Raw genomic sequence first — 24,575 nt, forward strand, 5'->3', positions numbered from 1 at the left:
CCGGCGTGTCGCGTCGTGCGATTCACACTCGGGCGGCTTAGAACGTGCTGGTGGGCCGGACCTTGTTGGCCATGTCCACCAGCGTGTAGCGATGCCGTTGAGTGGGAGCTACCCGGGCCAGGCTGCGCAGTGACGCCTCGACACCCAGCCGCAGCCCGTGACTGGTGAACGGGAAACCGAGGATGTGGTTGGTGCTGGCCTTGTTGTCCTTCAGCCAGTCCAGCGCGCCACCCAGCACCAGGGCGCGGATCTGCAGCACGCGTGGTTCGGTCGGGGGCAGCGCCTCCACTCTTCGGGCGGCGTCGCGGATCTGTTCCTCGGTGACTTCACTCGTTGACCGGCCGGACAACAGAGTCACCGCGCTGGTCAGCCGTGCCGTGGTGAAATGCCGAGAAGTGGGCGGTACCTCGTCGAGCGTGCGCACGGCGCCGACCCGATCACCTTCGGCCGACCGGGCTCTGGCCAGTCCGAAAGCCGCCGAGATCACGCCGTCGTTGGTGCTCCACACCGTCTGATAGAACTTGTGTTCGTCGGTGTTGCCGGCTAGTTCGGCGGTGGCGGCCAGGGCGAGCTTGGGCGCCAGCTCGCCGGGAAAGGTATCCAGCACCTCGGTGAAATGTTTGGTGGCCGAGTCATAGTCGCCGGTGAGCAGCTCGGCGACGGCCCGGTACCAGACCAATCGCCATCGCCAGCCAACGCGTTCGGCCAGATCGTCGAGTTTTCGGGTGGCCTTGGCCACATCGCCGAGATCCAGCAGCGCGCGGACTTCCATTAGCGGCAGCTCCACTGACTCGGAGAAGTCGACGCCGTCGGCGTCCAGCGCACCGTGGCGGGCCGCGCGCAGCGAGTCTAGGGTCTGCACCGGCTGGGAGAGCACCGTGGCCTGCAGGACCGAAGCTGCGACGTCGGTCGGATCGACCAGCGGCACCGACAGCGCGGTCACGATCTCGTTGGCGGTCAGCTTCTCCGCGTGCACCTGCCCGTCCAGATACACGTCGGTGTGCGCCACCAGCAGGTCCACTCCAAATGTCGACCGACTGGGACTGAAGATCGTTGATAGCCCTGGCCGCGGCACCCCGGTGTCCTGGGCGACCACCTCCCGCAACACGCCCGTCAATTGCGCGGACATCTCTTCGGCGGTGGTGAACCGTTGCCGCGGATCGGGGTCGATGGCCCTGCGCAGCAACCGGCCGTAAGAGTCGTAGGTTTTCAGCACCGGGTCGTCTTCGGGTAGCCCATCCACATAACGGCCATTGCGGGTGGGCAGGTCCAGCGTGAGCGCCGCGAGCGTGCGTCCCACGGTGTAGATGTCGGTGGCCACCGTCGGACCGGTCCGCACGATCTCGGGCGCCTGGAAGCCTGGGGTCCCGTAGAGGTAGCCGAACGAGTTGATCCGCGATACCGCGCCCAGGTCGATCAGCTTGAGCTGTTCCTCGGTCAGCATGATGTTTTCCGGCTTCAGGTCGTTGTAGACCAAGCCGATGGAATGCAGGTAGCTCAGCGCCGGCAGGATCTCCAGCAGGTAGGCGATGGCCTCCGCGACGGGCAGTTTCTGACCCTTGCTGCGTTTGAGCGATTGCCCGCCGACGTATTCCATCACGATGTAGCCGACCGGATCCCCGTGCCTGTCGGTGTGCTCGACAAAGTTGAAGATCTGCACGATCGACGGGTGCACCACCTCGGCCAGGAACTGGCGTTCGGCCATCGCCATTGCCTGCGCTTCGGCATCACCGGAATGCACCAGGCCCTTGAGCACCACCGGACGGCCGTTGACATTGCGGTCGAGAGCGAGGTAGATCCAGCCCAGTCCGCCGTGCGCGATGCAGCCTTTGACCTCGTACTGGCCGGCGACGATGTCCCCGGGATTTAGCTGCGGCAGGAACGAATACGGGCTGCCGCAATAGGGACACCAGCCCTCTGAAGCTCCCTTGGTCTCCGAGTCGGACCGGCCGACGGGACGTCCACAGTTCCAGCAGAACCGCTTGGACTCCGGCACCACCGGGTTGGTCATCAGGGCCTCAAGCGGATCGATATCGGGCGCCCGCGGGATTTCCACCAGGCCGCCGCCCAGCCGTCTGACCGGCGGGCGCACCCGGCTGGTGGTGGCCATCCGGTCTTGCGGCTCGGTGTCCGGGCCGAGCGTCGGATGGGGGAAGTTGTCCTCATCGCCGAAATCGGGGCGGAACACCGCCTGGGTGCTCAGGGGTCGAACCGTCGCGGACGTCGCGGTCTGGGCGTCCGCCGGTTGGGTGCCGGGGCCCGAACGTTCGGTCTCTGACGCTTTGGCCATCAGTCCACATACCTCGGCGTGGGCGGGGCGGGGGCTGGGCCGAGCACCGTCAGCCACTTGCGATACAACGTGTTCCAGGTGCCGTCATTGCGGATGCGTTCGAGCGTGCCGTTGACGAACCGGACCAATCCGGTGTTGTCCAGGTTGATCCCGACGCCGTAGGGCTGGTCGGCCATGTCGGGCCCGACGATATGCAGGTAGGGGTCTTCCTCTACCAGCCCGGCCAGGATGGTGTCGTCGGTGCTGACAGCGTCGATCTCGCGCTGCTGCAAGGCCACCAAGCAGTCCGCCCAGTTCACCACCGACACAATGACGGGAGGCGGTGCGATCTCCCGGATACGGCGCAACGATGTGGTGCCCCTGGCCACACAGACCCGCTTGCCCGACAGGTCGGACACCTTTGTGATCGGCGAGTCACGCGGGGCGAGGATGCGTTGGTTGGCGTCGAGGTAGACGGTGGAGAAGTTGACCAGCTTGCGCCGCTCGCAGGTGATCGACATCGTCTTGACGACGATGTCGACCTGCGACTTCTGCAGCGCGGTGACCCGCTCCGCGGCCGACAGGATCCGGTACTCGACATGTGACGGGACACCGAAGATGTCGCGTGCCACTTCGCCGGCGATGTCAACGTCGAAGCCGGTGATCTCGCCGGTGATCGGGTCGCGGAAGCTGAACAGGTTGCTGCCGATGTCGAGTCCGACGATCAGCCTGCCGCGCGCGCGGATGTCGGCCACCGCGGCGTCGGCCTCGGCCTTGGTGGCAAAGGGGCGCAGGCTGGCGGTGGGATCGCAGTCCTGGCTCGAACTGTCCGGCGGCAGCGGGGGTTGCGGTGGCATGATCTCCATGCCGACCGGTGTGGGCAGCGGCAGCGTCGGCGTCGCCTCCACCCCCAGCGTTTCCGAGTGGCCGCAACTGGCCAGCACCATCGCCAAGGCCAGCGGCGCGAGTGGGGCTGCCGCCCGCGCCAGGAGGGCCCGGCGCGTCATCACCGATACTCTTTCAGCCGGGGCCACAGGCCGAGCGCGACGGCAATGGCGGCACCTAAGCTGAGCACCACGCCGCCCACCTGCGCGCCTGCCAGCCCGCGATGCGCATTGAGGATGTCGTGGCGCAGTTGGGTGCGGCTTTGTCCCATGGCTTTGGTCAGTGCTTCGTCGAGCTTGTCGAATGCGGGGGTAGCATCGTCCTCGCCTTTACCCAGTGCCACCTGAGTGGCAGCCCGATAGTTGCCGACGGAGATGTCGGAATTGATCCGGTCGTTGGCCTGCCGCCAGCGCACCAACAGCTGGTCGGCGCCCTGCAGATCGGGTTTGTCGACGGCGTGGCGGCGGGCCATGTAGTCGTTGAGCTGGCGTTGCATGGCGTCGATGCGCTGATAGAAGGCCTGCTTGCGGACCTCTTCGTCGCCGCGCCGGATCAGCGACAGTGTCTCGTCGGCCCGTGCCTGTTGGGCGGTGATCGCCAGGTTGGTGATGGTCTTGAGTGACTCAGCCGCGGTATCTTTCGCGCTACGGCTGGCCGTTGTAGAGATGGTCAGCGCAGTTCCCACCCACACCACCATGACGAGAATACCGAGCGCGCCCACGACAAGACCGGGGTTAATCCGTCGCCTGGTGCGCCGGGCCAGCCAGCGATGTGCGAACGCACCGAAGACCACGGTGGTGGCGACCACCAGGATCACCGGGGCCGGGATCTGGGTCGACGCGGTGGTTTCCCGATCTACCCGTGCTGATGTCGCCTGGTAGAGCCGTTGCGCGTCGGGCAGGATCGTCGATTGCATCAGCCCCGACGCCTCTGACAGATATGACGACCCGACCGGGTTGCCCGCCCGGTTGTTGGCGCGGGCGATCTCGACCAGGCCGGTGTAGACGGCCAATTCGGCGTTGATCCGGCCCAGCAATTGCACCAACGATTCGTCGGTGAGCCCGCTCGAGGCCCGGGTTACCGCTACCGAGGCATCGGTAATGGCCTGCTCGTAGCGCAGCCGAACGCCGCCCGGCTCGGCTTGGGCTATGAACGCGGTGGCGGCCGCGGCATCAGCCACCGACAGCGTGGTGTACAGCCGTCCAGCCGCGAACGACAGCGGCTCGGTGTGGTCGAGCACCGCGGTCAACACCTGCTGCCGGTGTTCGATGGTGGTGGAGGTAGCGAAGGCGCTGGCCACGCCGAGAGCCGCCAACACGATGCCGATCGTCATGATTCGGCCGGGTGTCGTCGAGATGAACCACCGCCGGGGATGTGCCGGTTCGGCGGGCGAGCGTGATCCCAGCGGCTCGGTCGACGGGTGCGCCAGCTCAACCGTCACGTCTGTTAGGACCTCATCTTTCGGCTAACGCAACGAAACTCTATAAGCGAATTCTAAGAGAAGGTTCCGACAGATGGTGTTAGGCATACGCAATTGCCCAGTTGCCCGCCTGCATATTCTGAACAGGTGCGGGGCGACGGTGACGGATGGGTGGTGTCCGACAGCGGCGTTGCGTACTGGGGCCGCTACGGTGCGGCCGGTCTGTTGCTTCGGGCTCCGCGGCCGGACGGCACCCCCGCGGTGCTGCTGCAGCACCGCGCGCTGTGGAGCCATCAGGGCGGCACCTGGGGCTTGCCGGGCGGTGCTCGAGACAGCCACGAGACGCCGGAACAGACCGCGGTCCGCGAATCGAGCGAGGAGGCGGGCCTGTCCGCCGAGCGACTCGAGGTGCGGGCCACGGTGGTCACCGCCGAGGTGTGCGGGGTCGACGACACGCACTGGACCTACACCACCGTTGTCGCCGATGCCGGGGAGTTGCTGGACACCGTGCCCAACCGGGAAAGCGCCGAACTGCGCTGGGTGGCCGAGAACGAGGTGGCCGACTTGCCGTTACATCCCGGATTCGCCGCCAGTTGGCAACGACTGCGGACCGCTCCGGCGACCGTGCCACTGGCCCGGTGCGACGAACGGCGGCAGCGGCTGCCGCGCACCATTCAGATCGAGGCCGGGGTTTTCCTCTGGTGTACGCCGGGCGACGCGGATCAGGCGCCCTCGCCGCTGGGTAGGCGGATCAGTTCGCTGCTGTAAGCGCCGACCGGAGCTGCTCGGCCGCCGCACGTGGGTCGTCAGCCGAGGTGATCGCCCGCACCACCACGATCCGGCGAGCGCCGGCATCGAGCACGGCCGGCAGCCGTTGCGCGTTGATGCCGCCGATAGCGAACCACGGCTTGTCGTCGCCGCCGAGTTCGGCGGCGACCCGTACCAGCCCCAGACCCGGCGCCGCACGGCCAGGCTTGGTCGGTGTCGGCCAACATGGTCCGACACAGAAATAGTCGGCGTCGCCGGCGGCGGCCGCAGCAACCTGGTCGGGGTCGTGGGTGGACCGGCCGATGAGGGTATCCGGTGCCAGGATCTGTCGTGCGACGTTCACGGGCAGGTCGCGTTGACCCAGATGCAGCACGTCGGCGCCGGCCGCGCGGGCAATATCGGCGCGGTCGTTGACCGCGAATAGGGCGCCGTACCGGTGCGCTGCGTCGGCCAGGATCTCGCAGGCGGCCAGTTCGTCACGCGCCTGTAGCGGGCCGAACCGCAGCTCACCGGGTGAGCCCTTGTCGCGCAACTGGATGATGTCCACTCCGCCGGCCAGGGCGGCCTCGGCGAACTGAGCCAAGTCGCCGCGTTCCCGACGGGCGTCGGTGCACAGATACAGCCTTGCCGATGCCAGACGGGATTCGTGCACATCGTGACGCTAGCGCGCTAGCGTGGAACCCTGTAGACACGGGAGTCCCGGGAGCGGGGTCTGAGAGTGGGCGCGCCTGCCCTTACCGTCACACCTGATCCGGATCATGCCGGCGAAGGGAGGTCAAGGATGGCGTCCGACCTACACACCGGGTCGCTGGCTGTCATCGGCGGCGGTGTCATCGGGCTGTCGGTGGCCCGCCGTGCCGCCCAAGCCGGCTGGCCGGTGCGGGTGCACCGCAGCGACGAGCGGGGGGCGTCCTGGGTTGCCGGCGGCATGCTGGCCCCACACAGCGAAGGCTGGCCCGGCGAGGAACGGTTGTTGCGGCTAGGCCTGCAGTCCCTGCGGCTTTGGCGTGAGGGCAGCTTTCTCGACGGGCTGGGCCCGCAACTGGTCACCGCGCACGAGTCGCTGGTGGTGGCCGTCGACCGGGCCGACGTCGCCGACCTGCGCACTGTCGCGGACTGGTTGTCCGCACAGGGGCACCCGGTGATCTGGGAGTCGGCTGCCCGTGACGTCGAACCCCTACTGGCGCAAGGCATCCGGCACGGGTTTCGGGCGCCCACCGAACTGGCCGTCGACAACCGCGCCCTGCTCGACGCGCTGTGCCGTGACTGCGAGCGACTCGGAGTTCGCTGGAGCTCACAGGTGAGCAGCCTGTCCGACGTCGATGCGCACACGGTGGTGATCGCCAACGGCATTGACGCCCCGGCCTTGTGGCCCGGCCTGCCGATACGCCCGGTGAAGGGTGAGGTGCTGCGGCTGCGATGGCGACCAGGTTGTATGCCCTTGCCGCAGAGAGTGATTCGTGCCCGTGTGCGTGGACGACAGGTCTATCTGGTGCCACGTTCGGACGGGGTGGTCGTCGGCGCCACCCAATACGAGCACGGGCGCGACACCGCGCCGGTGGTATCGGGAGTTCGTGACCTGCTAGACGATGCGTGTACCGTGCTGCCGGCGCTGGGTGAGTACGAGCTGGCCGAGTGTGAGGCCGGACTGCGCCCGATGACACCCGACAACTTGCCGCTGGTCCAACGCCTGGATTCGCGGACCCTGGTCGCGGCCGGTCACGGCCGATCCGGATTCCTATTGGCGCCGTGGACTGCCGAACAGATTGTGTCCGAACTCGTTTCGGTTGGGGCCGCCTCATGATCGTCGTTGTCAACGAGCAACAGGTCGAGGTCGACGAGCAGACCACCATCGCCGCGCTGCTGGATTCGCTGGGCTTCGGGGACCGGGGTATCGCTGTGGCGTTGAACTTTTCGGTGCTACCACGATCGGACTGGGCCACCAAGATCTGTGAGCTGCGTAAGCCGGTGCGACTAGAGGTGGTGACGGCGGTGCAGGGTGGCTGAGTCCAAGTTGGTTATCGGTGACCGCAGCTTCGCCTCGCGGCTCATCATGGGTACTGGGGGTGCGACCAATCTGGCGGTGCTAGAGCAGGCTCTGATCGCCTCAGGTACCGAGCTGACCACCGTCGCGATACGCCGGGTCGACGCCGACGGGGGAACCGGCCTGCTCGACCTGCTCAACCGGCTCGGCATCACACCGCTACCCAACACCGCGGGGTCCCGCAGCGCCGCGGAAGCGGTCCTGACAGCGCAGTTGGCCCGTGAGGCGCTGAACACCAACTGGGTCAAGCTCGAGGTGATTGCCGACGAACGCACCCTGTGGCCTGATGCGGTCGAATTAGTCCGGGCTGCAGAACAATTGGTGGACGACGGATTTGTGGTCCTACCGTACACAACCGACGACCCGGTGCTGGCCCGCCGGCTAGAAGATACCGGTTGCGCAGCGGTGATGCCGCTGGGTTCGCCGATCGGCACCGGCCTTGGTATCGCCAACCCGCACAATATCGAGATGATCGTCGCCGGTGCCCGCGTTCCCGTGGTGCTGGACGCGGGCATCGGTACCGCCAGCGATGCCGCGTTGGCGATGGAGTTGGGTTGCGATGCCGTGTTGTTGGCCAGTGCGGTGACCCGGGCCGCCGACCCGCCGGCGATGGCCGCGGCGATGGCCGCCGCGGTGACCGCCGGATATCTGGCGCGTTGCGCGGGGCGGATCCCGAAACGCTTCTGGGCTCAGGCTTCCAGCCCGGCACGATAACCAAAACGGTGAAGCCACGGGGTGCGGGCGGCCCGCTACCGGTCCGATTGCCCCGGATGTGGCAGCTTGCGCATACAGTGCAGCCTTATACACGCCGACCTGTTGGCTGCCGCCGACTACAACGTTGTGGGATTGGCGGCGGCGGTGCTATCGGTGTGGGCCTACTTGGCGTAGACCTATGGCCGACTGGTGGGACGACGAGTCCGGAGTTGGCAGCACCATCGCCAGTGTTCCGTAGCGGCATTGTCGCTGGTAGTGCTTTGGTTTGTGCTGTGTAACCTCCGGTTTAGGCCATTCAACGCTCTGTTCGTTTGATTGGTCGGTGGGATGCGAAAGCTGCGCGGCGACAGGCGCGGTCTAATCTGGGCGCGATGGTGAACAAATCCAGGATGATGCCGGCGGTGCTGGCCGTGGCTGTGGTCGTCGCATTCCTGACGACGGGCTGTATCCGGTGGTCTACGCAGTCGCGGCCCGTTGTTAACGGCCCCGCTGCCGCAGAGTTCGCCGTTGCGTTGCGCAACCGGGTGAGCACCGACGCGATGATGGCGCACCTATCGAAACTGCAGGACATCGCCAACGCCAACGACGGCACTCGCGCGGTGGGCACCCCTGGCTATCAGGCCAGCGTCGACTATGTGGTAAACACACTGCGCAACAGCGGTTTTGATGTGCAAACCCCGGAGTTCTCCGCTCGCGTGTTCAAGGCCGAAAAAGGGGTGGTGACCCTCGGCGGCAACACCGTGGAGGCGAGGGCGCTCGAGTACAGCCTCGGCACACCGCCGGACGGGGTGACGGGCCCGCTGGTGGCTGCCCCCGCCGACGACAGTCCGGGCTGCAGTCCGTCGGACTACGACAGGCTGCCGGTGTCCGGTGCGGTGGTGCTGGTAGATCGCGGCGTCTGTCCTTTTGCCCAGAAGGAAGACGCAGCCGCGCAGCGCGGTGCGGTGGCGCTGATCATTGCTGACAACATCGACGAGCAGGCGATGGGCGGCACCCTGGGGGCTAATACCGACGTCAAGATCCCGGTGGTGAGTGTCACCAAGTCGGTCGGATTCCAGCTACGCGGACAGTCTGGGCCAACCACCGTCAAGCTCACGGCGAGCACCCAAAGTTTCAAGGCCCGCAACGTCATCGCGCAGACGAAGACGGGGTCGTCGGCCAACGTGGTGATGGCAGGTGCGCATTTGGACAGCGTTCCGGAAGGACCCGGCATCAACGACAACGGCTCGGGAGTGGCTGCGGTTCTGGAAACGGCAGTGCAGCTGGGGAACTCACCGCATGTGTCCAACGCGGTACGGTTCGCCTTCTGGGGCGCCGAGGAATTCGGCCTGATTGGGTCACGAAACTACGTCGAGTCGCTGGACATCGACGCGCTCAAAGGCATCGCGCTGTATCTGAACTTCGACATGTTGGCGTCGCCGAACCCGGGTTACTTCACCTACGACGGTGACCAGTCGCTGCCGCTAGACGCCCGCGGTCAGCCGGTGGTGCCCGAAGGCTCGGCCGGTATCGAGCGCACGTTCGTCGCCTATCTGAAGATGGCCGGCAAGACCGCGCAGGACACCTCGTTCGACGGTCGGTCCGACTACGACGGCTTCACGCTGGCGGGTATCCCTTCGGGTGGCCTGTTCTCCGGCGCTGAGGTCAAGAAGTCCGCCGAGCAAGCCGAGCTCTGGGGCGGCACCGCCGACGAGCCTTTCGATCCCAACTATCACCAGAAGACAGACACCCTGGACCATATCGACCGCACCGCGCTCGGTATCAACGGCGCTGGCGTCGCGTACGCGGTGGGTTTGTATGCGCAGGACCTCGGCGGCCCCAACGGGGTTCCGGTCATGGCGGACCGCACCCGCCACCTGATTGCCAAACCGTGATCCGGGCCTGATCTCGCCACTGACCCCGCACCGACCGATCTAGAATGGGATTTCCTTGGTGCATGCCGGGCGGGACGGGGTTAGGAGATGCATGGTCGCGGGCGGTATCGACCTCTGGTCCGCTGTGTTCGCCCTCGCCGGGTGGCCGCGTCGGTGCGGACCCCGATCGCCTGTCTAGCGGCGGTGGTCGTGATAGCCGGCTGCACGACCGTCGTCGACGGGCGGGCGCTGTCCATCCTCAACGACCCGTTCCGGGTGGGGGGTCTGCCCGCGACCAACGGTCCGAGCGGCGCCCGCCCCGACGCACCGGCTGCGTCGGGCACGGTGATCAACACCAACAACGGAGCGATCGACAAGTTGTCGTTGTTGTCGGTCAACGACATCGAGGACTACTGGATGGCGGTCTACAGCGAATCGCTGAAGGGCACCTTCCGGCCGGTCGGCAAGCTGGTGTCCTACGATTCCAACGACCCAAGTAGTCCGATCGTCTGCCACATTGACACCTATCAGCTCGTCAACGCCTTTTTCAGCTCTCGGTGCAACTTGATTGCCTGGGATCGAGGGGTCTTCATGGCGGTCGCGCAAGAATACTTCGGCGACATGTCCGTCAATGGTGTGCTGGCACACGAATTCGGGCATGCTCTGCAAGTGATGGCGAATTTGGTTACCAGGAAAGATCCCACCATCGTCCGCGAGCAGCAAGCGGATTGCTTCGCCGGGGTCTATCTGTGGTGGGTGGCCGAAGGTAAGTCGACACGCTTTACGCTGAGCACCGCGGACGGGCTCGACCACGTGCTCGCCGGCATCATCACCACCCGAGACCCGGTGATGGAAGCCGATGCGGAAAACGACGACGAACATGGGTCGGCCTTGGATCGGGTCAGCGCGTTCCAGCTGGGCTTCATCAACGGCACGCCGGCGTGCGCGGCGATCGACGAGGACGAAGTCGAGCGGCGCCGCGGTGACCTGCCGACGGCGTTGCGGGTCGATGCCAGCGGCAACCCAGAGACCGGCGAGGTCGGAATCAACGAAGAGACCCTCTCGACGTTGATGGAGTTGATGGGCAAGATCTTCTCGCCGAAGAATCCGCCCACGCTGTCCTACCAGCCGGCCGGTTGCCCAGACGCCAAGCCCAGCCCACCGGCCGCCTACTGTCCGGCCACCAACACCATCGTGGTCGACCTGCCCGCCCTGGCGAGGATGGGCAAGGTGGCCTCGGCAGCGGAACACAGCCTGCCGCAGGGCGATGACACGTCGTTGTCGATTGTGATGTCGCGGTACGCGTTGGCGGTGCAGCACGAACGCGGGCTGCCGATGCAGAGCCCGTGGACCGCCTTACGGACGGCGTGCCTGACCGGCGTTGCGCACCGCAAGATGGCCGTGCCCATCGACCTGCCCTCCGGCCAGCAACTCGTACTTACCGCGGGTGATCTCGACGAAGCGGTTTCCGGGTTGCTGACCAACCGCATGGTCGCCAGTGACGCCGACGGTGTCAGCGTTCCGGCCGGTTTCACTCGGATAGCCGCGTTCCGTGCCGGCGTGGGCGGCGACATGGACGCATGCTATGCCCGGTATCCGGGATAGGACTGGCCCTGATGTTGATCGTTGTGCACCCACATCACCAAAAACCCGGTGACCAGCAACCACCCCAGGGCAACGGACGGGATCGCCCAGGCGCGACGTACGAGTAGTGCGGTGTCACAACGCGTGACCAGGGCCTGAGTGTTGTCGTTGCCGTCGGCGTACAGCGCCTGGGTGAGGTTGGAGCGCCAGCCGCTGCCACAGGTGACCTTGATGCCATACGCATCGTATTGATCCAGGTAGACCGGAAACCACAGCGCCATCAGACCAATGACCGCCAGCAGCAGGCCAGTAATTCCGATGAACATCTGGCGACGATTCACGGCTTCTCCATGTCTTGCGATGTGCATTCGGGATTCGGGCGCCGCAGCGCTCGCGTCATGCAAGCGCAAATGCGGGCTTTGCCAACAAAGGCCGGGTGGCCACGCCCAGGCAAGTTGTGAGGGAGGCCCCCCGGGGCCGCAACCATGTTAACGCGCGTCCGCCTAAGCATTCAGCGCGCCGTGCCCTACCGGCACTACGCCCGGGCGTGCGTGCGGAACCTGACAGAGCTCACGCTATTTGGCCCGCCGACAGACGTAGCGCCGCATCGACCGCCAGCCTGGCGACATCGAGGGTCTTCGAGCCCAAGTCATGTCGGGCGCCGGTGATCTCGACGACCTCGGTCGGTGCCGAGACCATCGCCGCGGCGGAACGCACCTGGGCCAGCGTGCCGAACGGGTCCGCCGTTCCGTGGGTGAACACCGTCGGCACTGCGATCCCCGGCAAGTGCTCGGTACGGACGCGTTCCGGCTTTCCCGGCGGATGGACCGGATAGGAGAACAGCGTCAGCACGTCGACCGGTGCCTGCCCGGCCGCCACCACCATGGACGTCTGCCGACCGCCGTAGGAATGTCCCCCGGCGATCAGCGGACCCTCGGCAAGGCCGCGGCACAGCTGGATCGCTTCGACGATGCCGGCACGGTCGCCTGACCCCGAGCCGGATGGCGGACCGGTGGGTCGGCGTCGGCGGTAGGGCAGGTTGTAGCGCACGGCCAGCCATCCTCGGCGGGTCCATTCGGCGCAAACCTGTTGCAACAGTGTGGATTCGCGGCTACCGCCCGCGCCGTGGGTAAGGACGACTACCCCGTGTGGTGGGCCGGCCGGTTGGTGTGCAACGCCGGCGATCTGATCAAGGTTCATGACAGCCGAAACAGCGGCGAAACGGGCCCGTGGCCGCGGCCCAGTGGATAGGCCGCGCGCAGGCATTCGGTAACCCATCGCTTCCCGAAGTCCACCGCGTCGGGCACGGTGAAGCCGTGCGCCAACGCGGCGGCGATCGCGGTCGCCAGCGTGTCACCACCGCCATGGTCATCGCCGGTGGGTAGTCGCTGCGCGTCGAACTGGTAGCAGCTGACGCCGTCATAGAGCAGGTCGCAGCTGCCGTCCGACGAGCGCAGGTGTCCGCCTTTGACCAGCACCCACTGCGGCCCCAGCGCATGCAGGGCTTTGGCCGCCGCACGCTGCGACTCGGCGTCGACTACCTCGATATCTACCAGCAGGCGCGCCTCGTCAAGGTTGGGGGTCAGCAGCGTCGCCAACGGGAACAGCTGACCGCGAAGCGAATCCAGGGCAGACGGTGCCAACAGCGGGTCTCCGTGCATGGATGCGCATACCGGGTCGACGACGAGCGGAACGGACAGCTCGAGCCGACGCCAGGTCGCGGCCACGGTCGCAACGATGCGCGACGAGGCCAGCATCCCGGTCTTGGCGGCTTGAACGCCGATGTCGGTGACGACCGCCTCGATCTGGCCGGCCACCACATCGTTGGGAACTTCATGAATATCCTTGACTCCCAACGTGTTCTGTACGGTAACCGCCGTGACTGCGACGCACGCGTGCACTCCTAGCAGTGCCATCGTGCGCATATCGGCTTGGATGCCGGCACCGCCCCCGGAGTCCGATCCGGCGATGCTCAACACCCGCGGCGGCGTCATTCCCGGCGGTGCCAGCGGGAGGTAGTTCACTGGGTTATCGGGAGATACACCCGATTGCCGTGCTCTGCGAATTCACGTGACTTTTCGGCCATTCCGGCGGCGAGCACGGCTTCGATGTCCGCTTCGGTCTCAAGCCCGTGTTCGGCGGCGTACTCACGGACGTCCTGGGTGATGCGCATGGAGCAGAACTTCGGTCCGCACATCGAGCAGAAGTGCGCGGTCTTGGCCGGCTCCGCCGGCAGGGTTTCGTCGTGGAATTCCCGTGCGGTGTCGGGATCCAGCGACAGTGCGAACTGGTCGTTCCAGCGGAACTCGAAACGCGCCGTGCTCAAAGCGTCGTCGCGCTCCTGGGCGCGCGGATGGCCCTTGGCCAAATCGGCCGCATGCGCGGCGATCTTGTAGGCGATCACCCCGTCCTTGACGTCCTTGCGGTCCGGCAACCCGAGGTGCTCCTTGGGGGTGACGTAGCACAGCATCGCGGTACCGGCTTGGGCGATGATGGCCGCACCGATCGCCGAGGTGATGTGGTCGTAGGCCGGCGCGATGTCGGTGGCCAGCGGACCCAGCGTGTAGAACGGGGCCTCCTCACACAGTTCCTCTTCCAGCCGCACATTCTCGACGATCTTGTGCATTGGGATATGGCCCGGCCCCTCGATCATCACCTGTGCGCCATGGGCTTTGGCGATCTTGGTGAGCTCGCCCAGGGTGCGCAGCTCGGCGAACTGCGCGGCGTCGTTGGCATCAGCGATCGACCCTGGTCGCAGCCCGTCACCGAGTGAGAAGGTGACGTCGTAGCGGGCGAAAATATCGCAGAGCTCCTCAAAGTTGGTGTACAAGAACGACTCCCGATGATGTGCCAAACACCACGCGGCCATGATCGAACCCCCGCGGGACACGATGCCGGTGACCCGCTTGGCGGTCAGCGGCACATACCGCAGCAGCACCCCGGCGTGCACCGTCATGTAGTCCACGCCTTGCTCACACTGCTCGATCACGGTGTCGCGGTAGATCTCCCAGGTCAGCTCGGTCGGATCGCCCTTGACTTTCTCCAGCGCCTGATAGATCGGCACGGTGCCGACCGGCACGGGAGAATTGCGCAGGATCCACTCGCGGGTTTCGTGGATGTTCTTGCCGGTGGACAGGTCCATGATGGTGTCGGCCCCCCAGCGGGTGGCCCACACCATCTTGTCGACCTCCTCGGCGATCGAGCTCGTCACCGCCGAGTTGCCGATGTTGGCGTTGACTTTCACCGCGAACGCCTTGCCGATGATCATCGGCTCGCTCTCGGGGTGGTGGTGGTTGGCCGGGATCACCGCGCGGCCGCGGGCGACCTCGTCGCGCACTAGCTCGGCGGACATGTCTTCGCGGGCGGCGATGAACGCCATCTCGGCGGTGATCTCCCCGGCGCGGGCCCGCTGCAGCTGGGTGCCCCGATCGCGAACCACTCCGGGCCTATGCGGCAGCCCCGCGGTCAGGTCGATCACCGTGTCCGTGTCGGTGTAGGGCCCGGAGGTGTCGTAGAGGTCGAAGTGGTCTCCGGTGGACAAGTGCACCCGTCGAAACGGGACTTGGAGAGTAGCTCCGCTGCCGGGAGCCTCGATTTCACGGTAGGCCTTGGCGCTGCCCGCGATGGGACCCGTGGTCACCGACGGTTCAACGGTGATGGTCATTTGCAACTCCCTACGCCGGCATTACCCGGTCAGGTTCGTACGGTCGACGGCCCCGAGCCGTCCTCTCAGCGCACTCGGCGTGCGCTCCCGCGTGGGTACCCCCACGCTAGCGCAGCGCGGCGCCGGTGTGCACGGACGGCCCGATGCCGCGTTAGGCCTCTTCCATCGCCTCGCCGAGTTCCTCGAGGACCCGGTTGTGGTGGTTATTTGCCAAGATATGTCCGGTGGCGATAACCAGGGCGACCGGCCAGTCGATGAGTTCGAGGGCAGCGAGTGCCGCCAGACCTCCGTAGTAGGCCAGGTGCTCTGGCCGCGGAATCTTCACTTGGCCGCAGATCGGGAGGTTCATCACAATAGTCTCCGCTTCGCGGATCTTAGCCACGGCCTCACGCTGAGATGTCGCTCGACGCGTATTCTTTTCGGCCATCATTTGCCTTTCAGTAACGAAGGGTTTGCCGTTGTGCAGGGTGGTGCGGTCACCGTCGGGGGTATGTCGACGAGGACCGATGCGCTGGCGGACCCTTTGGCTTCGTCGTTTGCCTTGTTGCTGACGGTGCCTTTACTGGAGCTTTACGCCGTGCTGTGGCGCGTCGGCGTCGTCGAGGTCCGGGGGGCGCACCGGGGGACGCGTCGCGGGAAAGCGCATCGGTCTCGGGTGGTTGCGGGTTCGGCTGGCCCGATTTGTCCCGACCCGTCAGCACACGGTTCAGCACGGCGACGGCGACGGTCGCAGCAGTCGCGGCTGCTGTCGCCTGCGCCCAGCCGAGTGGGTCGAGGGGGGTGCAGCCGAGCAACTGGCTGACGACGGGGATGCTGATCAAGGTTGCCAGCGCGGCCAGTGAGCCCAGTGCGGTGAGCACAACCAGCCAGGCATGCGAGTCCACCAAGGTTTGACCCAACTGAGCGGCCACCAGCGCCACCAGCGCCACCGTGGATGCGCGGCGCGGCAAGCCGGTGAACCCCGCCATCACCCAGGCCACGGTGGCCGCGGCCGCCGTGGTCGCCCCGCGGATACCGACGGCACGCCATAGCTCGCGTTGATCGGGACCGCGGGTTGCCGGCGTTACCGGGTCGCTTGGCTTGCTGACCGCGAGCGCCGCCGCGGGCAGTGCGTCGGTCAGCATGTTCACCAGCAGCAGCTGACGGGTGTTCAACGGCGAGGTCCCGGTGATAGCGCTGCCGATGATGGCAAAGGCCACCTCGCCCGCGTTGCCGCCGAGCAGCACAGACACTGCCGCTTGCACCCGCTGCCAAAGCTGGCGTCCTTCCAGGATTGCGGGCAGCAATGACTCGATCCGGCCGTCGACCAACACCAGGTCGGCGGCGACTCGGGCCGGGTCGCTGCCGTGGGCGACGACACCGATGCCGACGGTGGCGGCGCGGATCGCGGCCGCGTCATTGGAGCCGTCGCCGACCATTGCGCACACCCGGCCGCTGTGTTCCAGCGTCTGCACGATCTGTACCTTGTTCTCCGGTGTCATCCGGGCGAAGATCACCCGCTCGGCTACCGCTCGCTCCTGGTCCTTGCGTGACAGGGCATCCCACTCGGCACCGCTAATGACCTGCTCAGGGCTCACTTGCATGCCGAGCTCCTCGGCGATGGCGGCGGCGGTAATCGGGTGATCACCGGTGATCAGCCGGATATCCAGATCGTGCTCGTGCAGGTCCGCAAGTAGGGCCGCCGCCTGGGCGCGGGGGGTGTCGGACAACCCAAGAAACCCCACCAGACTCAACTCGTCGCGGCACAATCTCGCGATCTCGTCGGGGTCGTCCACGACCGACTGTGCCTGTTGCGCGGTCAGCTGGCGGTGGGCCACCGCGATCACCCGCAATCCGTTGGCGGCCAGTTCAGCGACCGCGTCGTCCATGCTCGAGCCGATGCCTTCGCACGCCGCCAGCACCACTTCGGGCGCACCTTTGACGGTCAGCTCGGTGCCGGACACCGAGGCGGAAAACGACCTACCGGAGCGAAATGGCAGGTGGGCGGCGGGTTCTGCGGCGCCGGGTTCGGCACCGTCGGTGCCACTGGCGGCAGCCGCTGCCGCAGCTTGCACGATCGCGACGTCGGTGGCGTGCACCTGCGGGCCGTTCGACGCCGGCGCAGCGTGCGCCGCGCAGCGCAGCACTTCCTCGCGCGAGTGCCCCGCCACCGGCCGCACCTGCGCCACCCGCAAACGGTTCTCGCTGAGCGTTCCGGTCTTGTCGAAGCAGACCATGTCGACACGGCCGAGCGCCTCCACCGAGCGCGGGATGCGGACCAGCGCACCGAAGTGACTTAGCCGTCGCGCGGATGCCTGCTGGGCCAGTGTGGCCACCAGCGGCATCCCTTCCGGCACTGCGGCCACTGTGACTGCGATACCGCTGGCCACCGCTTGGCGTAGGCCCCGCCGGCGCAACAGCCCAAGCCCGGTGACCAGTGCGCCGCCGGTCATGCTGACCGGCCAGGCCTGGTTGGTGAGCCGACTCAGCTGATGCTGCAGGCCGACGCTGGACAGATCACCGGACACGAGCTCGGCCGCGCGGCGCTCCTGAGTGTCAGGACCCACCGCGGTCACCACCGCGACCGCGGTGCCGGACACGACGGTCGTCCCGGCATAGAGCATGCAGCGACGTTCGATCAGGTCGACACCCGGCGTGGGTTCGACTTGTTTGGTCACCGACAGCGACTCACCGGTGAGCGCGGACTCGTCGACCTCCACGTCGACCTCCTCAATCACCCGGGCGTCGGCGGGAACCACCTCGTGGGTCCGCACCTCGATGATGTCGCCGGGACGCAGCTCCTCGGCGCGGACTTCGATGTACCTCGGCTGGTCGTCCGCGCCGGCCAGCACCTTCCTGGCGGGTGGAATCTGCTGAGCCAACAAGCGATTCAGCCGACTTTCGGCACGCAGCCGCTGGCTGGCCGCGAGAATAGAGTTTCCGGTGAGCACCGAACCGACCATCACCGCGTCCACCGGCGAACCCAACACCGCACTGGCCATTGCACCAAGCGCCAGCATAGGCGTCAACGGGTCCGACAACTCCGCGCGCATGGCCTTGGTCAACTGCCAAAGCGCGTTCAAGGGTGCCTGGGTTATTTGTGCGCCGCGCTTCGCCGTGTGCAGGCCACCGGCCAGCGCACGGGCCGGATACGGCGAAGGCGGTGCCTTCGCCGGTGCCTGCTCGTCCGGCGACGGCAAAGCTTTGCGGACTTGCTCGACCGACATTGCGTGCCATTCATGAGCGGGTGCCGGTCGCGGTGCTTGCGCGTCGACGACCTTGCGTGCCAGCAGGTATCCCGAGAGCAGTCCGGCCGCCGCGCCGGTGGTCACCGGGCCGGGCCCCAGTCCGCGGACCCCTGGCAGCATCAACAGGGCTCCCAAAGCCGATGCACCACCGGAAATTTCGTTACCTCGCTGGCGTGCGGCCCTGGCCGCCGGAATCGCGTGCAGCACCCTCCAGGCGGCTCCAAGATCGGGCAGCAGGACATCTGCGTACCAGGGCGGTGCACCGGCTCCAGGTGGTGGCAGCACACCAAGCGCCACATCGGCAGCCGAAAGCGCTTGCTTACCAACCGATGACAACACCGCGACGGTGCGGCCCGCCTGGCGCAGCTCGGCCACCGCACGGGCTAGGGCTTCGTCGAGGGACCCGCTGGCACCGTCGTCGAGGGGCCGGATGTCGTCGAACACCGGTCGCAACTCGCCCAGGGCGTCGACATCGACCGAAACCAGGTCCGCCCCGGTGCGATGTGCCTCGGCAACCACCGCGGAGGCCAGCCGGTCGTGCATGGGGCGGAAAAGTGCCTCGACTGCCGAATCCGAACCGCTGGCCGAGACACCGGGTACTCGGTGCCAGCCTGGGCGCAGGCCACTCTCCGTCAAAACGAGTTGCGCCCGATTCCACGCTGTGGACAGCTCGTCTGCGCCGCAACCGCGGATGCGCGCCACGCGCAGGTCATCGGTGCACAGCACGCGGGGGTCGATGACGATCGCATCGACCCGATCCAATCGGCGCAAACTCTCCGGCCGTAACGGCAACACCGCGTGCTGATCAGCCAAACCTTGGCCGAGCGCCGCGGCGAACGCCTCCGGCGTGGTCCGGCTGGCTTTGGGGGTGGCCACCAGCGTCGCGGTCGCGGCCATGTCCGCGTCGCGGGTCCCGGCGCCCACGAGCACCGCGCTCAGCGCTTGGATCAGCGCGAAACGCGCGACGCTGCGTTGGACAGGTTGCGTCGACCGTGCGGGACGCGGCCAAAGGGATTGGGGTTGGTCGGCCGGTTCGTCGGCGTGCAGCGCGAGCTGTGGTTCATGCCGGCGCCAGGCTCTGGCTCCGGCACGGCATTCCGCGGCTTTCAGCGCCTGGATCGTCAGATCCACCGACAACGCCGCCGGCGACAGCGTGACCGTGTGTGCGGCGGCCATGGCCAGCTCAAGGACGGTGGCGGTCGCCTCCGTGCCTATTCGATCCTCGAGTAGGCGGCGCAGCAACGGCTGGTGGTCCACGGCCGCCACCGCTGCCTCGATGACGAGCGGAAATCGGGGCCAGCGCAGCGCCCGGCCGCCGAGCGCTAAGCCCAGCCCGGCCGCGGTGGCGGCTACCGTTACAGCTCTGACCGCCAGCAGCACGCCGTCGCCCGGCAGGCTCCCCGGTGATTGCGCCAGCTGATCGGCGGCTTGATCTGGGTGGCGGTGTCTTTCGGCTTTTTCGGCGTCATCGACAATGCGGCAAAGTTCGCGCAGTGATGTGTCGGGATCGTCGATAGCGACGACGACACGGGACAACGGGTAGTTCAGGCTGGCCGACCCGACCCCGGGGTGGGCTTGGATTGCGTTGAGCACGACGCGCCCAAGTTCGTCGTCGCCTCCGCTGCGCAAGCCGCGCACTTCGATCCAGGCGCGACGCTCGCCACGCCAACAGTTCCGGCCGAGTGTCTCGCGGGACAGCTCGCCGGAAAGTGCCTTGGCTCCTGCGCGCAGCGGGATGATGGCGACCTTCATACCGGTTCCGACCCCGGTCTTGGCCAGGGTTGCCGAGACCGCTGTCGCGGCAGTGATCGATGCGCCGGTAAGGGTGGCGGTCGCCCGGAAGCCCGTGGCGACAGCACGCACCGGCATAGCCCGTGCGATGGATGCAGCAATGCTCAAGAGTTGCTCAACGCCGCCAGACTAGTTGGTGCTGCGCAGCTCAGCGGTGCCCGCTCGGCGACCGCTCGTCTTCCTGGCTGTTGTCTTGCTCGCTTTGGCTGGCGCTTCCTTTGCGGCAGCCGGCTTGTCGGGCACCGGCGCAAGTTTCGCCTTCACCGGCGGTGCGGCCACCTCGGGGGTGCGGTTGAGCTTCCGCAATAGCAACGCTCCGCCGCCCACGGCCAACAGGATCGGCCAATCGACGAGTCCAGCGACACCGATCGCACCGATGGCCAACGCGGCTGCCGCGGTCGACTTGCTGCCGCTGCTAAGCCCCTTCTGAATGCCTTTGGCGGCTCCGGTCACACCGCCGACGATGCCGCTCACGGCGGCGCCACCCACCGCACCCGCGGCCGCTGTGGTCGCCGTTGCTGCACCACTCACCGTTCGCCCCACGGTTCGAACTGTCCCGCCGACCACACTCATGATGACTCCCTGGCCCAAACTGCATTCGTTTACAAATGGTTTAGCTACAGTTCTACACTCGTTAACCCGCACCCTGCATTCGCACCGCTGACGAGATTTCTGTTCAGCGCTCTCGAAATGCAAGCCTGCCACGCCGCCCTGACTGAGACAACGCGCAACTGCCGCGTGCGGCGCGACTGCCGACTACCGCCGTACGCCGCCTACCCGGCGTGCAGGTCGACGAGCACCGGAGCGTGGTCGCTGGGCGCTTTGCCTTTACGCTCCTCGCGTACGATCTGGGCGTCCATCACCCGGGCGGCCAACGCCGGCGAGCCGAGGATGAAGTCGATGCGCATGCCCTGTTTCTTCGGGAACCGCAGCTGCGTGTAATCCCAGTAGGTGTAAACCCCGGGTCCCGGGGTGAAAGGCCGTACTACATCGGTGAATTGCGCGTCGACAATGGCGTTGAACGCCTTGCGCTCGGGTTCGGAAACGTGCGTGCAGCCGGCGAAGAATTCGGTGCTCCAGACATCATCATCGGTCGGAGCGATGTTCCAGTCGCCCATCAGTGCGATTGGTGCGGCGGGATCGTCACGTAGCCAGCCTTCGGCCGTATCACGCAGCGCGGCAAGCCAATCCAACTTGTAGGTGTAGTGCGGATCGTCCAGGGCGCGCCCGTTGGGCACGTAGAGGCTCCACACCCGGATGCCGCCGCAGGTGGCGCCCAGGGCACGGGCCTCCGTCGTGGCGGCCACTTCCGGCTTGCCGCTCCAGCTGGGCTGGCCGTCGAACCCAACCCGCACGTCGTCGAGGCCGACGCGGGATGCGATCGCCACGCCGTTCCACTGATCGAAGCCGACGTGTGCGACGTCATAGCCGAGTTCGAACAGCGGCAAGGCCGGGAATTGGCCGTCCGGGCACTTGGTCTCCTGCATGGCCAACACGTCGACATCGGCGCGCCCAAGCCAATCGAGGACACGATCCAACCGGGTGCGAATCGAATTCACATTCCAGGTGGCCAGCCGCAGCAGCGGCGATCGCAAGCGCGGCGAAGCCGGGCGTTGGGGGTGGCCGCCGTCAATTGTGCCGTCGGGCATGGCTAGAAGGTATCCCAGCCGACCGACTGGGCAGGAAGATAGCGGCAGTGATGGTGCAGCCGGAAGCCCAGGGACTCGGCGAGGACGGATGTCGCGGTGTCGTGCACGCGCACGTAGCCGCGGGTCGCGCCGCGGCCCGCTCCCCAGCCCAACAGCGCTTCCCACAATTGGCGGCCAGCGGAGCCGGTCGCGGATTGCTCGTCGGCGGCACGCATTGCCGACAGACCCACCCACCGGGTGCCGTCGGGTGCGTCGGTTACCGCTGCACGTGCGACCGCCACACCCAGGTAGCTGCCGAATGCCAACTCGCCGTCGATGACGGGGGTCGCCATGTCGAGGGGTAGGCGTTGGTGGTAGAGCCGCAGCCAGGTGTCGTCGGGGTGGTCCAGCAACGTGACCGACCGGTCGGGTTCACCGGTGGACACGTCACGCACCAACACTTGCTCTCGGCGCTCACCTGCCAGGTCGGCCGGTAGTGGCAGCAAGCGGTCCGGGACGGCCAGCCATGGCTGCAGATCACGGCTCGCATACCATGCGCTGATTTCTGTGATGGTGTTCGTGTGTGCCGAGATATCCAGCGGTACTGCTGAATTAGCGGCCAGTACGGCCCCGTGTCCGGCTCGCAGGAGCCAGCCGTCCAGCCAGGTTCGTTCAACGCCGGGCCAGGCCGCCGCGGCGGCGTGTTCAAGTGCGCGGATCGCGGCGGTGCGCACCGGCGCATCGGTCAGGACCCGCAGGGCCACCACATCGACGGGCGAGAACTCGACGATGGTCCCGGTCTTGGTCTGCACTCGCACCGTCGGATCGACGGCTAGCAGCCGACCCACCGCATCGGTCAGCGGTGGCATCGATCCGGCGGGCCGGCGGTAGCGCACCGTTACCCGTGTCCCAAGCCCCGGCCACGAGACCATTAGTGACCGAACGGGTCGGGGTCCTCGCCGGGCAGCCACGACAGTCCGGGAACGCCCCAGCCATGTGACTTGACGGCCCGTTTGGCGTTGCGGGCGTACCGGCCGATGAGGCGGTCCAGGTACAGGAATCCATCAAGGTGCCCGGTTTCGTGCTGCAGCATCCGCGCGAACAGGCCGGTGCCCTCGATACTGACCGGACTGCCATCGGCGTCGAGTCCGGTGACTCGTGCCCACTTCGCGCGTCCGGTAGGAAATGACTCGCCGGGAACCGACAGACAGCCTTCGTCGTCGGTGTCCGGGTCGGGCATGGTCTCAGGTATTTCGGAGGTCTCAAGCACCGGATTGATGACCACACCGCGTCGGCGGGCGGTCATTGCGCGGTCCGCGGCGCAATCGTAGACGAAGAGCCGCAGGCTGCAGCCGATCTGGTTGGCAGCCAGGCCGACTCCGTTGGCGGCGTCCATGGTGTCGTACATGGTGGCGATCAACTGGGCGAGATCCGCCGGGAGTGAACCGTCGGCGGCGACCGTCACCGGTGTGGTCGCAGTGTGTAAGACGGGATCGCCCACGATGCGGATGGGTACGACTGCCATGGTGGGCTAGCTTAAGCGCGCCGACGATACGCGCCGCGAGGCGGCGGGCTGAGGAGGCGGGCAATCGGCTTAGGCGCGCCGCGGGGCGGCGGGCATCATCGCCGGGTGTGAACCACACGACGGCTGGCCGGCATGTCGCGTCGCAGGATTCACACTCGGAGCATGAGCCGGCGCGCCGCGATCGGCAGTCGGGTGCAAGCAAGTCGGCCGACTCGCGGGCAGGATTACCGCCCGACGGTTCCTGGCGTGGTTCAATATTCGCCGAAGAAGCGCCTACGTAGGCCAAGTCATTCGTACACATTGAGAATTCGCCGGAAGGGCCCAGGGGAAAGCGATATGGACAGCGCCATGGCGCGGGCAATTCGATCGGGGGACGACGCCGAGGTCGCCGATGGGCTGACCCGGCGCGAGCACGACATCCTGGCGTTCGAACGTCAGTGGTGGAAGTTTGCCGGTGTCAAGGAAGAAGCCATCAAAGAGTTGTTCTCCATGTCGGCGACGCGCTACTACCAAGTGCTCAATGCGCTGGTGGATCGGCCCGAGGCGCTGGCCGCCGACCCGATGCTGGTAAAGCGGTTGCGGCGGCTGCGCGCCAGTCGGCAGAAGGCGCGGGCCGCGCGACGCCTTGGCTTCGAGGTGACCTGACACTCTCCCCGCTTTTGCCGGTTGTGTCCCGGTGCTGGTTACAGTGGGCTCGATGAATGAGCGTGTACCCGACTCTTCCGGGCTTCCCCTGCGGGCCATGGTGATGGTGCTGTTGTTTCTCGGCGTCGTCTTCCTGCTGCTCGTCTGGCAGGCACTGGGTTCGTCTCCGAACTCCGAGGACGACTCGTCAGCGATTTCCACCATGACCACCACCACTGCGGCGCCGACGTCGACCAGCGTTAAGCCCGCGGCGCCCCGGGCCGAGGTGCGCGTCTACAACATCTCAGGCACAGAAGGCGCCGCCGCGCGGACGGCCGATCGGCTCAAGGCGGCCGGTTTCACGGTCACCGACGTTGGGAATCTATCGTTACCCGACGTCGCGGCGACCACGGTGTACTACACCGAAGTCGAAGGCGAACGGGCCACCGCCGACGCGGTAGGCCGGACGCTAGGAGCAGCGGTGGAGCTGCGACTGCCAGAGCTGTCCGACCAGCCGCCCGGGGTCATCGTCGTGGTGACCGGCTGACGCTGATTCGAACGCCAGGTTAGGCTCTCGCT

22 protein-coding genes are annotated in these 24,575 nt (G+C 66.7%); 8 read left to right on the forward strand and 14 right to left on the reverse strand.

Annotated elements, in window-relative coordinates:
* Positions 1–37 precede the first annotated feature (37 nt).
* Genes pknG through Rv0412c form a run of 3 tightly spaced genes read right to left on the reverse strand, consistent with a single transcriptional unit; the run spans position 38 to position 4,595 of the window.
* Positions 38–2,290 (reverse strand): serine/threonine-protein kinase PknG, encoded by a 2,253-nt coding sequence (gene pknG / locus Rv0410c; RefSeq protein ID NP_214924.1) that lies wholly within the window; start codon positions 2,288–2,290, stop codon positions 38–40.
* On the reverse strand, positions 2,290–3,276 hold the full coding sequence (gene glnH, locus Rv0411c) for a glutamine-binding lipoprotein GlnH (RefSeq protein NP_214925.1): 987 nt from the start codon (positions 3,274–3,276) through the stop codon (positions 2,290–2,292). The genes pknG and glnH overlap by 1 nt, the downstream gene beginning before the upstream one ends.
* Positions 3,276–4,595, reverse strand: a complete 1,320-nt coding sequence (locus Rv0412c) for a membrane protein (RefSeq protein NP_214926.1) — start codon at positions 4,593–4,595, stop codon at positions 3,276–3,278. Before Rv0412c ends, glnH begins: the two co-directional genes overlap by 1 nt.
* Positions 4,596–4,688: 93 nt before the next feature.
* Here Rv0412c and mutT3 point away from each other — a divergent pair, with 93 nt between their 5' ends.
* The gene (gene mutT3, locus Rv0413; protein NP_214927.1) at positions 4,689–5,342 is read left to right on the forward strand and encodes an 8-oxo-dGTP diphosphatase; all 654 of its coding nucleotides are present in this window, start codon (positions 4,689–4,691) and stop codon (positions 5,340–5,342) included.
* On the opposite strand, the gene thiE is transcribed toward mutT3, so the two are convergent.
* Entirely contained in the window at positions 5,326–5,994 is a 669-nt protein-coding gene (thiE, locus tag Rv0414c; protein ID NP_214928.1) for a thiamine-phosphate synthase, read from the reverse strand. The two genes, mutT3 and thiE, sit on opposite strands and share 17 nt — an antisense overlap.
* A gap of 129 nt (positions 5,995–6,123) precedes the next feature.
* Here thiE and thiO point away from each other — a divergent pair, with 129 nt between their 5' ends.
* The 5 genes from thiO to lpqM all read left to right on the forward strand — a co-directional run bounded on the left by thiO (position 6,124) and on the right by lpqM (position 11,558).
* Complete coding sequence (gene thiO / locus Rv0415; protein NP_214929.1) at positions 6,124–7,146, forward strand: thiamine biosynthesis oxidoreductase ThiO; 1,023 nt, start codon at positions 6,124–6,126, stop codon at positions 7,144–7,146.
* Positions 7,143–7,349, forward strand: a complete 207-nt coding sequence (gene thiS, locus Rv0416; protein ID NP_214930.1) for a sulfur carrier protein ThiS — start codon at positions 7,143–7,145, stop codon at positions 7,347–7,349. Before thiO ends, thiS begins: the two co-directional genes overlap by 4 nt.
* Positions 7,342–8,100 carry a thiazole synthase gene (thiG, locus tag Rv0417; protein ID NP_214931.1) on the forward strand — a complete coding sequence of 253 codons (759 nt, stop codon included), beginning with the start codon at positions 7,342–7,344 and terminating at the stop codon, positions 8,098–8,100. Before thiS ends, thiG begins: the two co-directional genes overlap by 8 nt.
* Positions 8,101–8,471: 371 nt before the next feature.
* Positions 8,472–9,974, forward strand: coding sequence for a lipoprotein aminopeptidase LpqL (lpqL, locus tag Rv0418; RefSeq protein ID NP_214932.1), 1,503 nt, complete (start codon positions 8,472–8,474; stop codon positions 9,972–9,974).
* An 87-nt stretch (positions 9,975–10,061) separates the two neighbouring features.
* Positions 10,062–11,558: a lipoprotein peptidase LpqM gene (gene lpqM, locus Rv0419; protein NP_214933.1), complete on the forward strand. Its 1,497-nt coding sequence runs from the start codon at positions 10,062–10,064 to the stop codon at positions 11,556–11,558.
* Here the strand turns inward: lpqM and Rv0420c are convergent.
* From Rv0420c to def, 10 genes are all read right to left on the reverse strand, one after another.
* Positions 11,537–11,947 carry a transmembrane protein gene (locus Rv0420c; RefSeq protein ID NP_214934.1) on the reverse strand — a complete coding sequence of 137 codons (411 nt, stop codon included), beginning with the start codon at positions 11,945–11,947 and terminating at the stop codon, positions 11,537–11,539. The genes lpqM and Rv0420c overlap by 22 nt on opposite strands.
* A 160-nt stretch (positions 11,948–12,107) precedes the next feature.
* Positions 12,108–12,737 (reverse strand): hypothetical protein, encoded by a 630-nt coding sequence (locus Rv0421c; RefSeq protein ID NP_214935.1) that lies wholly within the window; start codon positions 12,735–12,737, stop codon positions 12,108–12,110.
* Positions 12,734–13,531, reverse strand: coding sequence for a hydroxymethylpyrimidine/phosphomethylpyrimidine kinase (thiD, locus tag Rv0422c; RefSeq protein ID NP_214936.1), 798 nt, complete (start codon positions 13,529–13,531; stop codon positions 12,734–12,736). Before thiD ends, Rv0421c begins: the two co-directional genes overlap by 4 nt.
* Positions 13,532–13,557: 26 nt before the next feature.
* Positions 13,558–15,201, reverse strand: coding sequence for a phosphomethylpyrimidine synthase (gene thiC / locus Rv0423c; RefSeq protein ID NP_214937.1), 1,644 nt, complete (start codon positions 15,199–15,201; stop codon positions 13,558–13,560).
* A 151-nt stretch (positions 15,202–15,352) separates the two neighbouring features.
* Positions 15,353–15,628, reverse strand: a complete 276-nt coding sequence (locus Rv0424c; RefSeq protein NP_214938.1) for a hypothetical protein — start codon at positions 15,626–15,628, stop codon at positions 15,353–15,355.
* Positions 15,629–15,677: 49 nt separating this feature from the next.
* Positions 15,678–20,297 (reverse strand): metal cation transporting ATPase H, encoded by a 4,620-nt coding sequence (gene ctpH, locus Rv0425c; RefSeq protein NP_214939.1) that lies wholly within the window; start codon positions 20,295–20,297, stop codon positions 15,678–15,680.
* Between the two features lie 51 nt (positions 20,298–20,348).
* Complete coding sequence (locus Rv0426c) at positions 20,349–20,792, reverse strand: transmembrane protein (protein ID NP_214940.1); 444 nt, start codon at positions 20,790–20,792, stop codon at positions 20,349–20,351.
* A 200-nt stretch (positions 20,793–20,992) separates the two neighbouring features.
* Positions 20,993–21,868, reverse strand: a complete 876-nt coding sequence (gene xthA / locus Rv0427c; protein NP_214941.1) for an exodeoxyribonuclease III protein XthA — start codon at positions 21,866–21,868, stop codon at positions 20,993–20,995.
* Positions 21,869–21,870: 2 nt separating this feature from the next.
* Complete coding sequence (locus tag Rv0428c) at positions 21,871–22,779, reverse strand: GCN5-like N-acetyltransferase (protein NP_214942.1); 909 nt, start codon at positions 22,777–22,779, stop codon at positions 21,871–21,873.
* On the reverse strand, positions 22,779–23,372 hold the full coding sequence (gene def, locus Rv0429c) for a polypeptide deformylase (RefSeq protein NP_214943.1): 594 nt from the start codon (positions 23,370–23,372) through the stop codon (positions 22,779–22,781). Before def ends, Rv0428c begins: the two co-directional genes overlap by 1 nt.
* A 336-nt stretch (positions 23,373–23,708) precedes the next feature.
* On the opposite strand from def, the gene Rv0430 reads away from it, so the two are divergent.
* Both Rv0430 and Rv0431 read left to right on the forward strand, forming a co-directional pair.
* The gene (locus tag Rv0430) at positions 23,709–24,017 is read left to right on the forward strand and encodes a hypothetical protein (protein NP_214944.1); all 309 of its coding nucleotides are present in this window, start codon (positions 23,709–23,711) and stop codon (positions 24,015–24,017) included.
* A 31-nt stretch (positions 24,018–24,048) separates the two neighbouring features.
* Positions 24,049–24,543 (forward strand): tuberculin-like peptide, encoded by a 495-nt coding sequence (locus Rv0431; protein ID NP_214945.1) that lies wholly within the window; start codon positions 24,049–24,051, stop codon positions 24,541–24,543.
* The last annotated feature ends 32 nt before the right edge of the window (positions 24,544–24,575 follow it).

The organism is Mycobacterium tuberculosis H37Rv (assembly GCF_000195955.2).
Classification (GTDB): Bacteria; Actinomycetota; Actinomycetes; order Mycobacteriales; family Mycobacteriaceae; genus Mycobacterium; species Mycobacterium tuberculosis.

Coding starts and splice junctions, on each gene's coding strand:
- Rv0430 (NP_214944.1), top strand. CDS start 23,709: ATGGACAGCGCCATGGCGCGGGCAATTCGATCGGGGGACGACGCCGAG.
- thiD (NP_214936.1), bottom strand. CDS start 13,531: ATGACGCCGCCGCGGGTGTTGAGCATCGCCGGATCGGACTCCGGGGGC.
- glnH (NP_214925.1), bottom strand. CDS start 3,276: ATGACGCGCCGGGCCCTCCTGGCGCGGGCGGCAGCCCCACTCGCGCCG.
- thiS (NP_214930.1), top strand. CDS start 7,143: ATGATCGTCGTTGTCAACGAGCAACAGGTCGAGGTCGACGAGCAGACC.
- thiO (NP_214929.1), top strand. CDS start 6,124: ATGGCGTCCGACCTACACACCGGGTCGCTGGCTGTCATCGGCGGCGGT.
- lpqM (NP_214933.1), top strand. CDS start 10,062: ATGCATGGTCGCGGGCGGTATCGACCTCTGGTCCGCTGTGTTCGCCCT.
- Rv0421c (NP_214935.1), bottom strand. CDS start 12,737: ATGAACCTTGATCAGATCGCCGGCGTTGCACACCAACCGGCCGGCCCA.
- xthA (NP_214941.1), bottom strand. CDS start 21,868: ATGCCCGACGGCACAATTGACGGCGGCCACCCCCAACGCCCGGCTTCG.
- ctpH (NP_214939.1), bottom strand. CDS start 20,297: ATGCCGGTGCGTGCTGTCGCCACGGGCTTCCGGGCGACCGCCACCCTT.
- pknG (NP_214924.1), bottom strand. CDS start 2,290: ATGGCCAAAGCGTCAGAGACCGAACGTTCGGGCCCCGGCACCCAACCG.
- Rv0428c (NP_214942.1), bottom strand. CDS start 22,779: ATGGTCTCGTGGCCGGGGCTTGGGACACGGGTAACGGTGCGCTACCGC.
- def (NP_214943.1), bottom strand. CDS start 23,372: ATGGCAGTCGTACCCATCCGCATCGTGGGCGATCCCGTCTTACACACT.
- lpqL (NP_214932.1), top strand. CDS start 8,472: ATGGTGAACAAATCCAGGATGATGCCGGCGGTGCTGGCCGTGGCTGTG.
- Rv0424c (NP_214938.1), bottom strand. CDS start 15,628: ATGGCCGAAAAGAATACGCGTCGAGCGACATCTCAGCGTGAGGCCGTG.
- Rv0426c (NP_214940.1), bottom strand. CDS start 20,792: ATGAGTGTGGTCGGCGGGACAGTTCGAACCGTGGGGCGAACGGTGAGT.
- thiC (NP_214937.1), bottom strand. CDS start 15,201: ATGACCATCACCGTTGAACCGTCGGTGACCACGGGTCCCATCGCGGGC.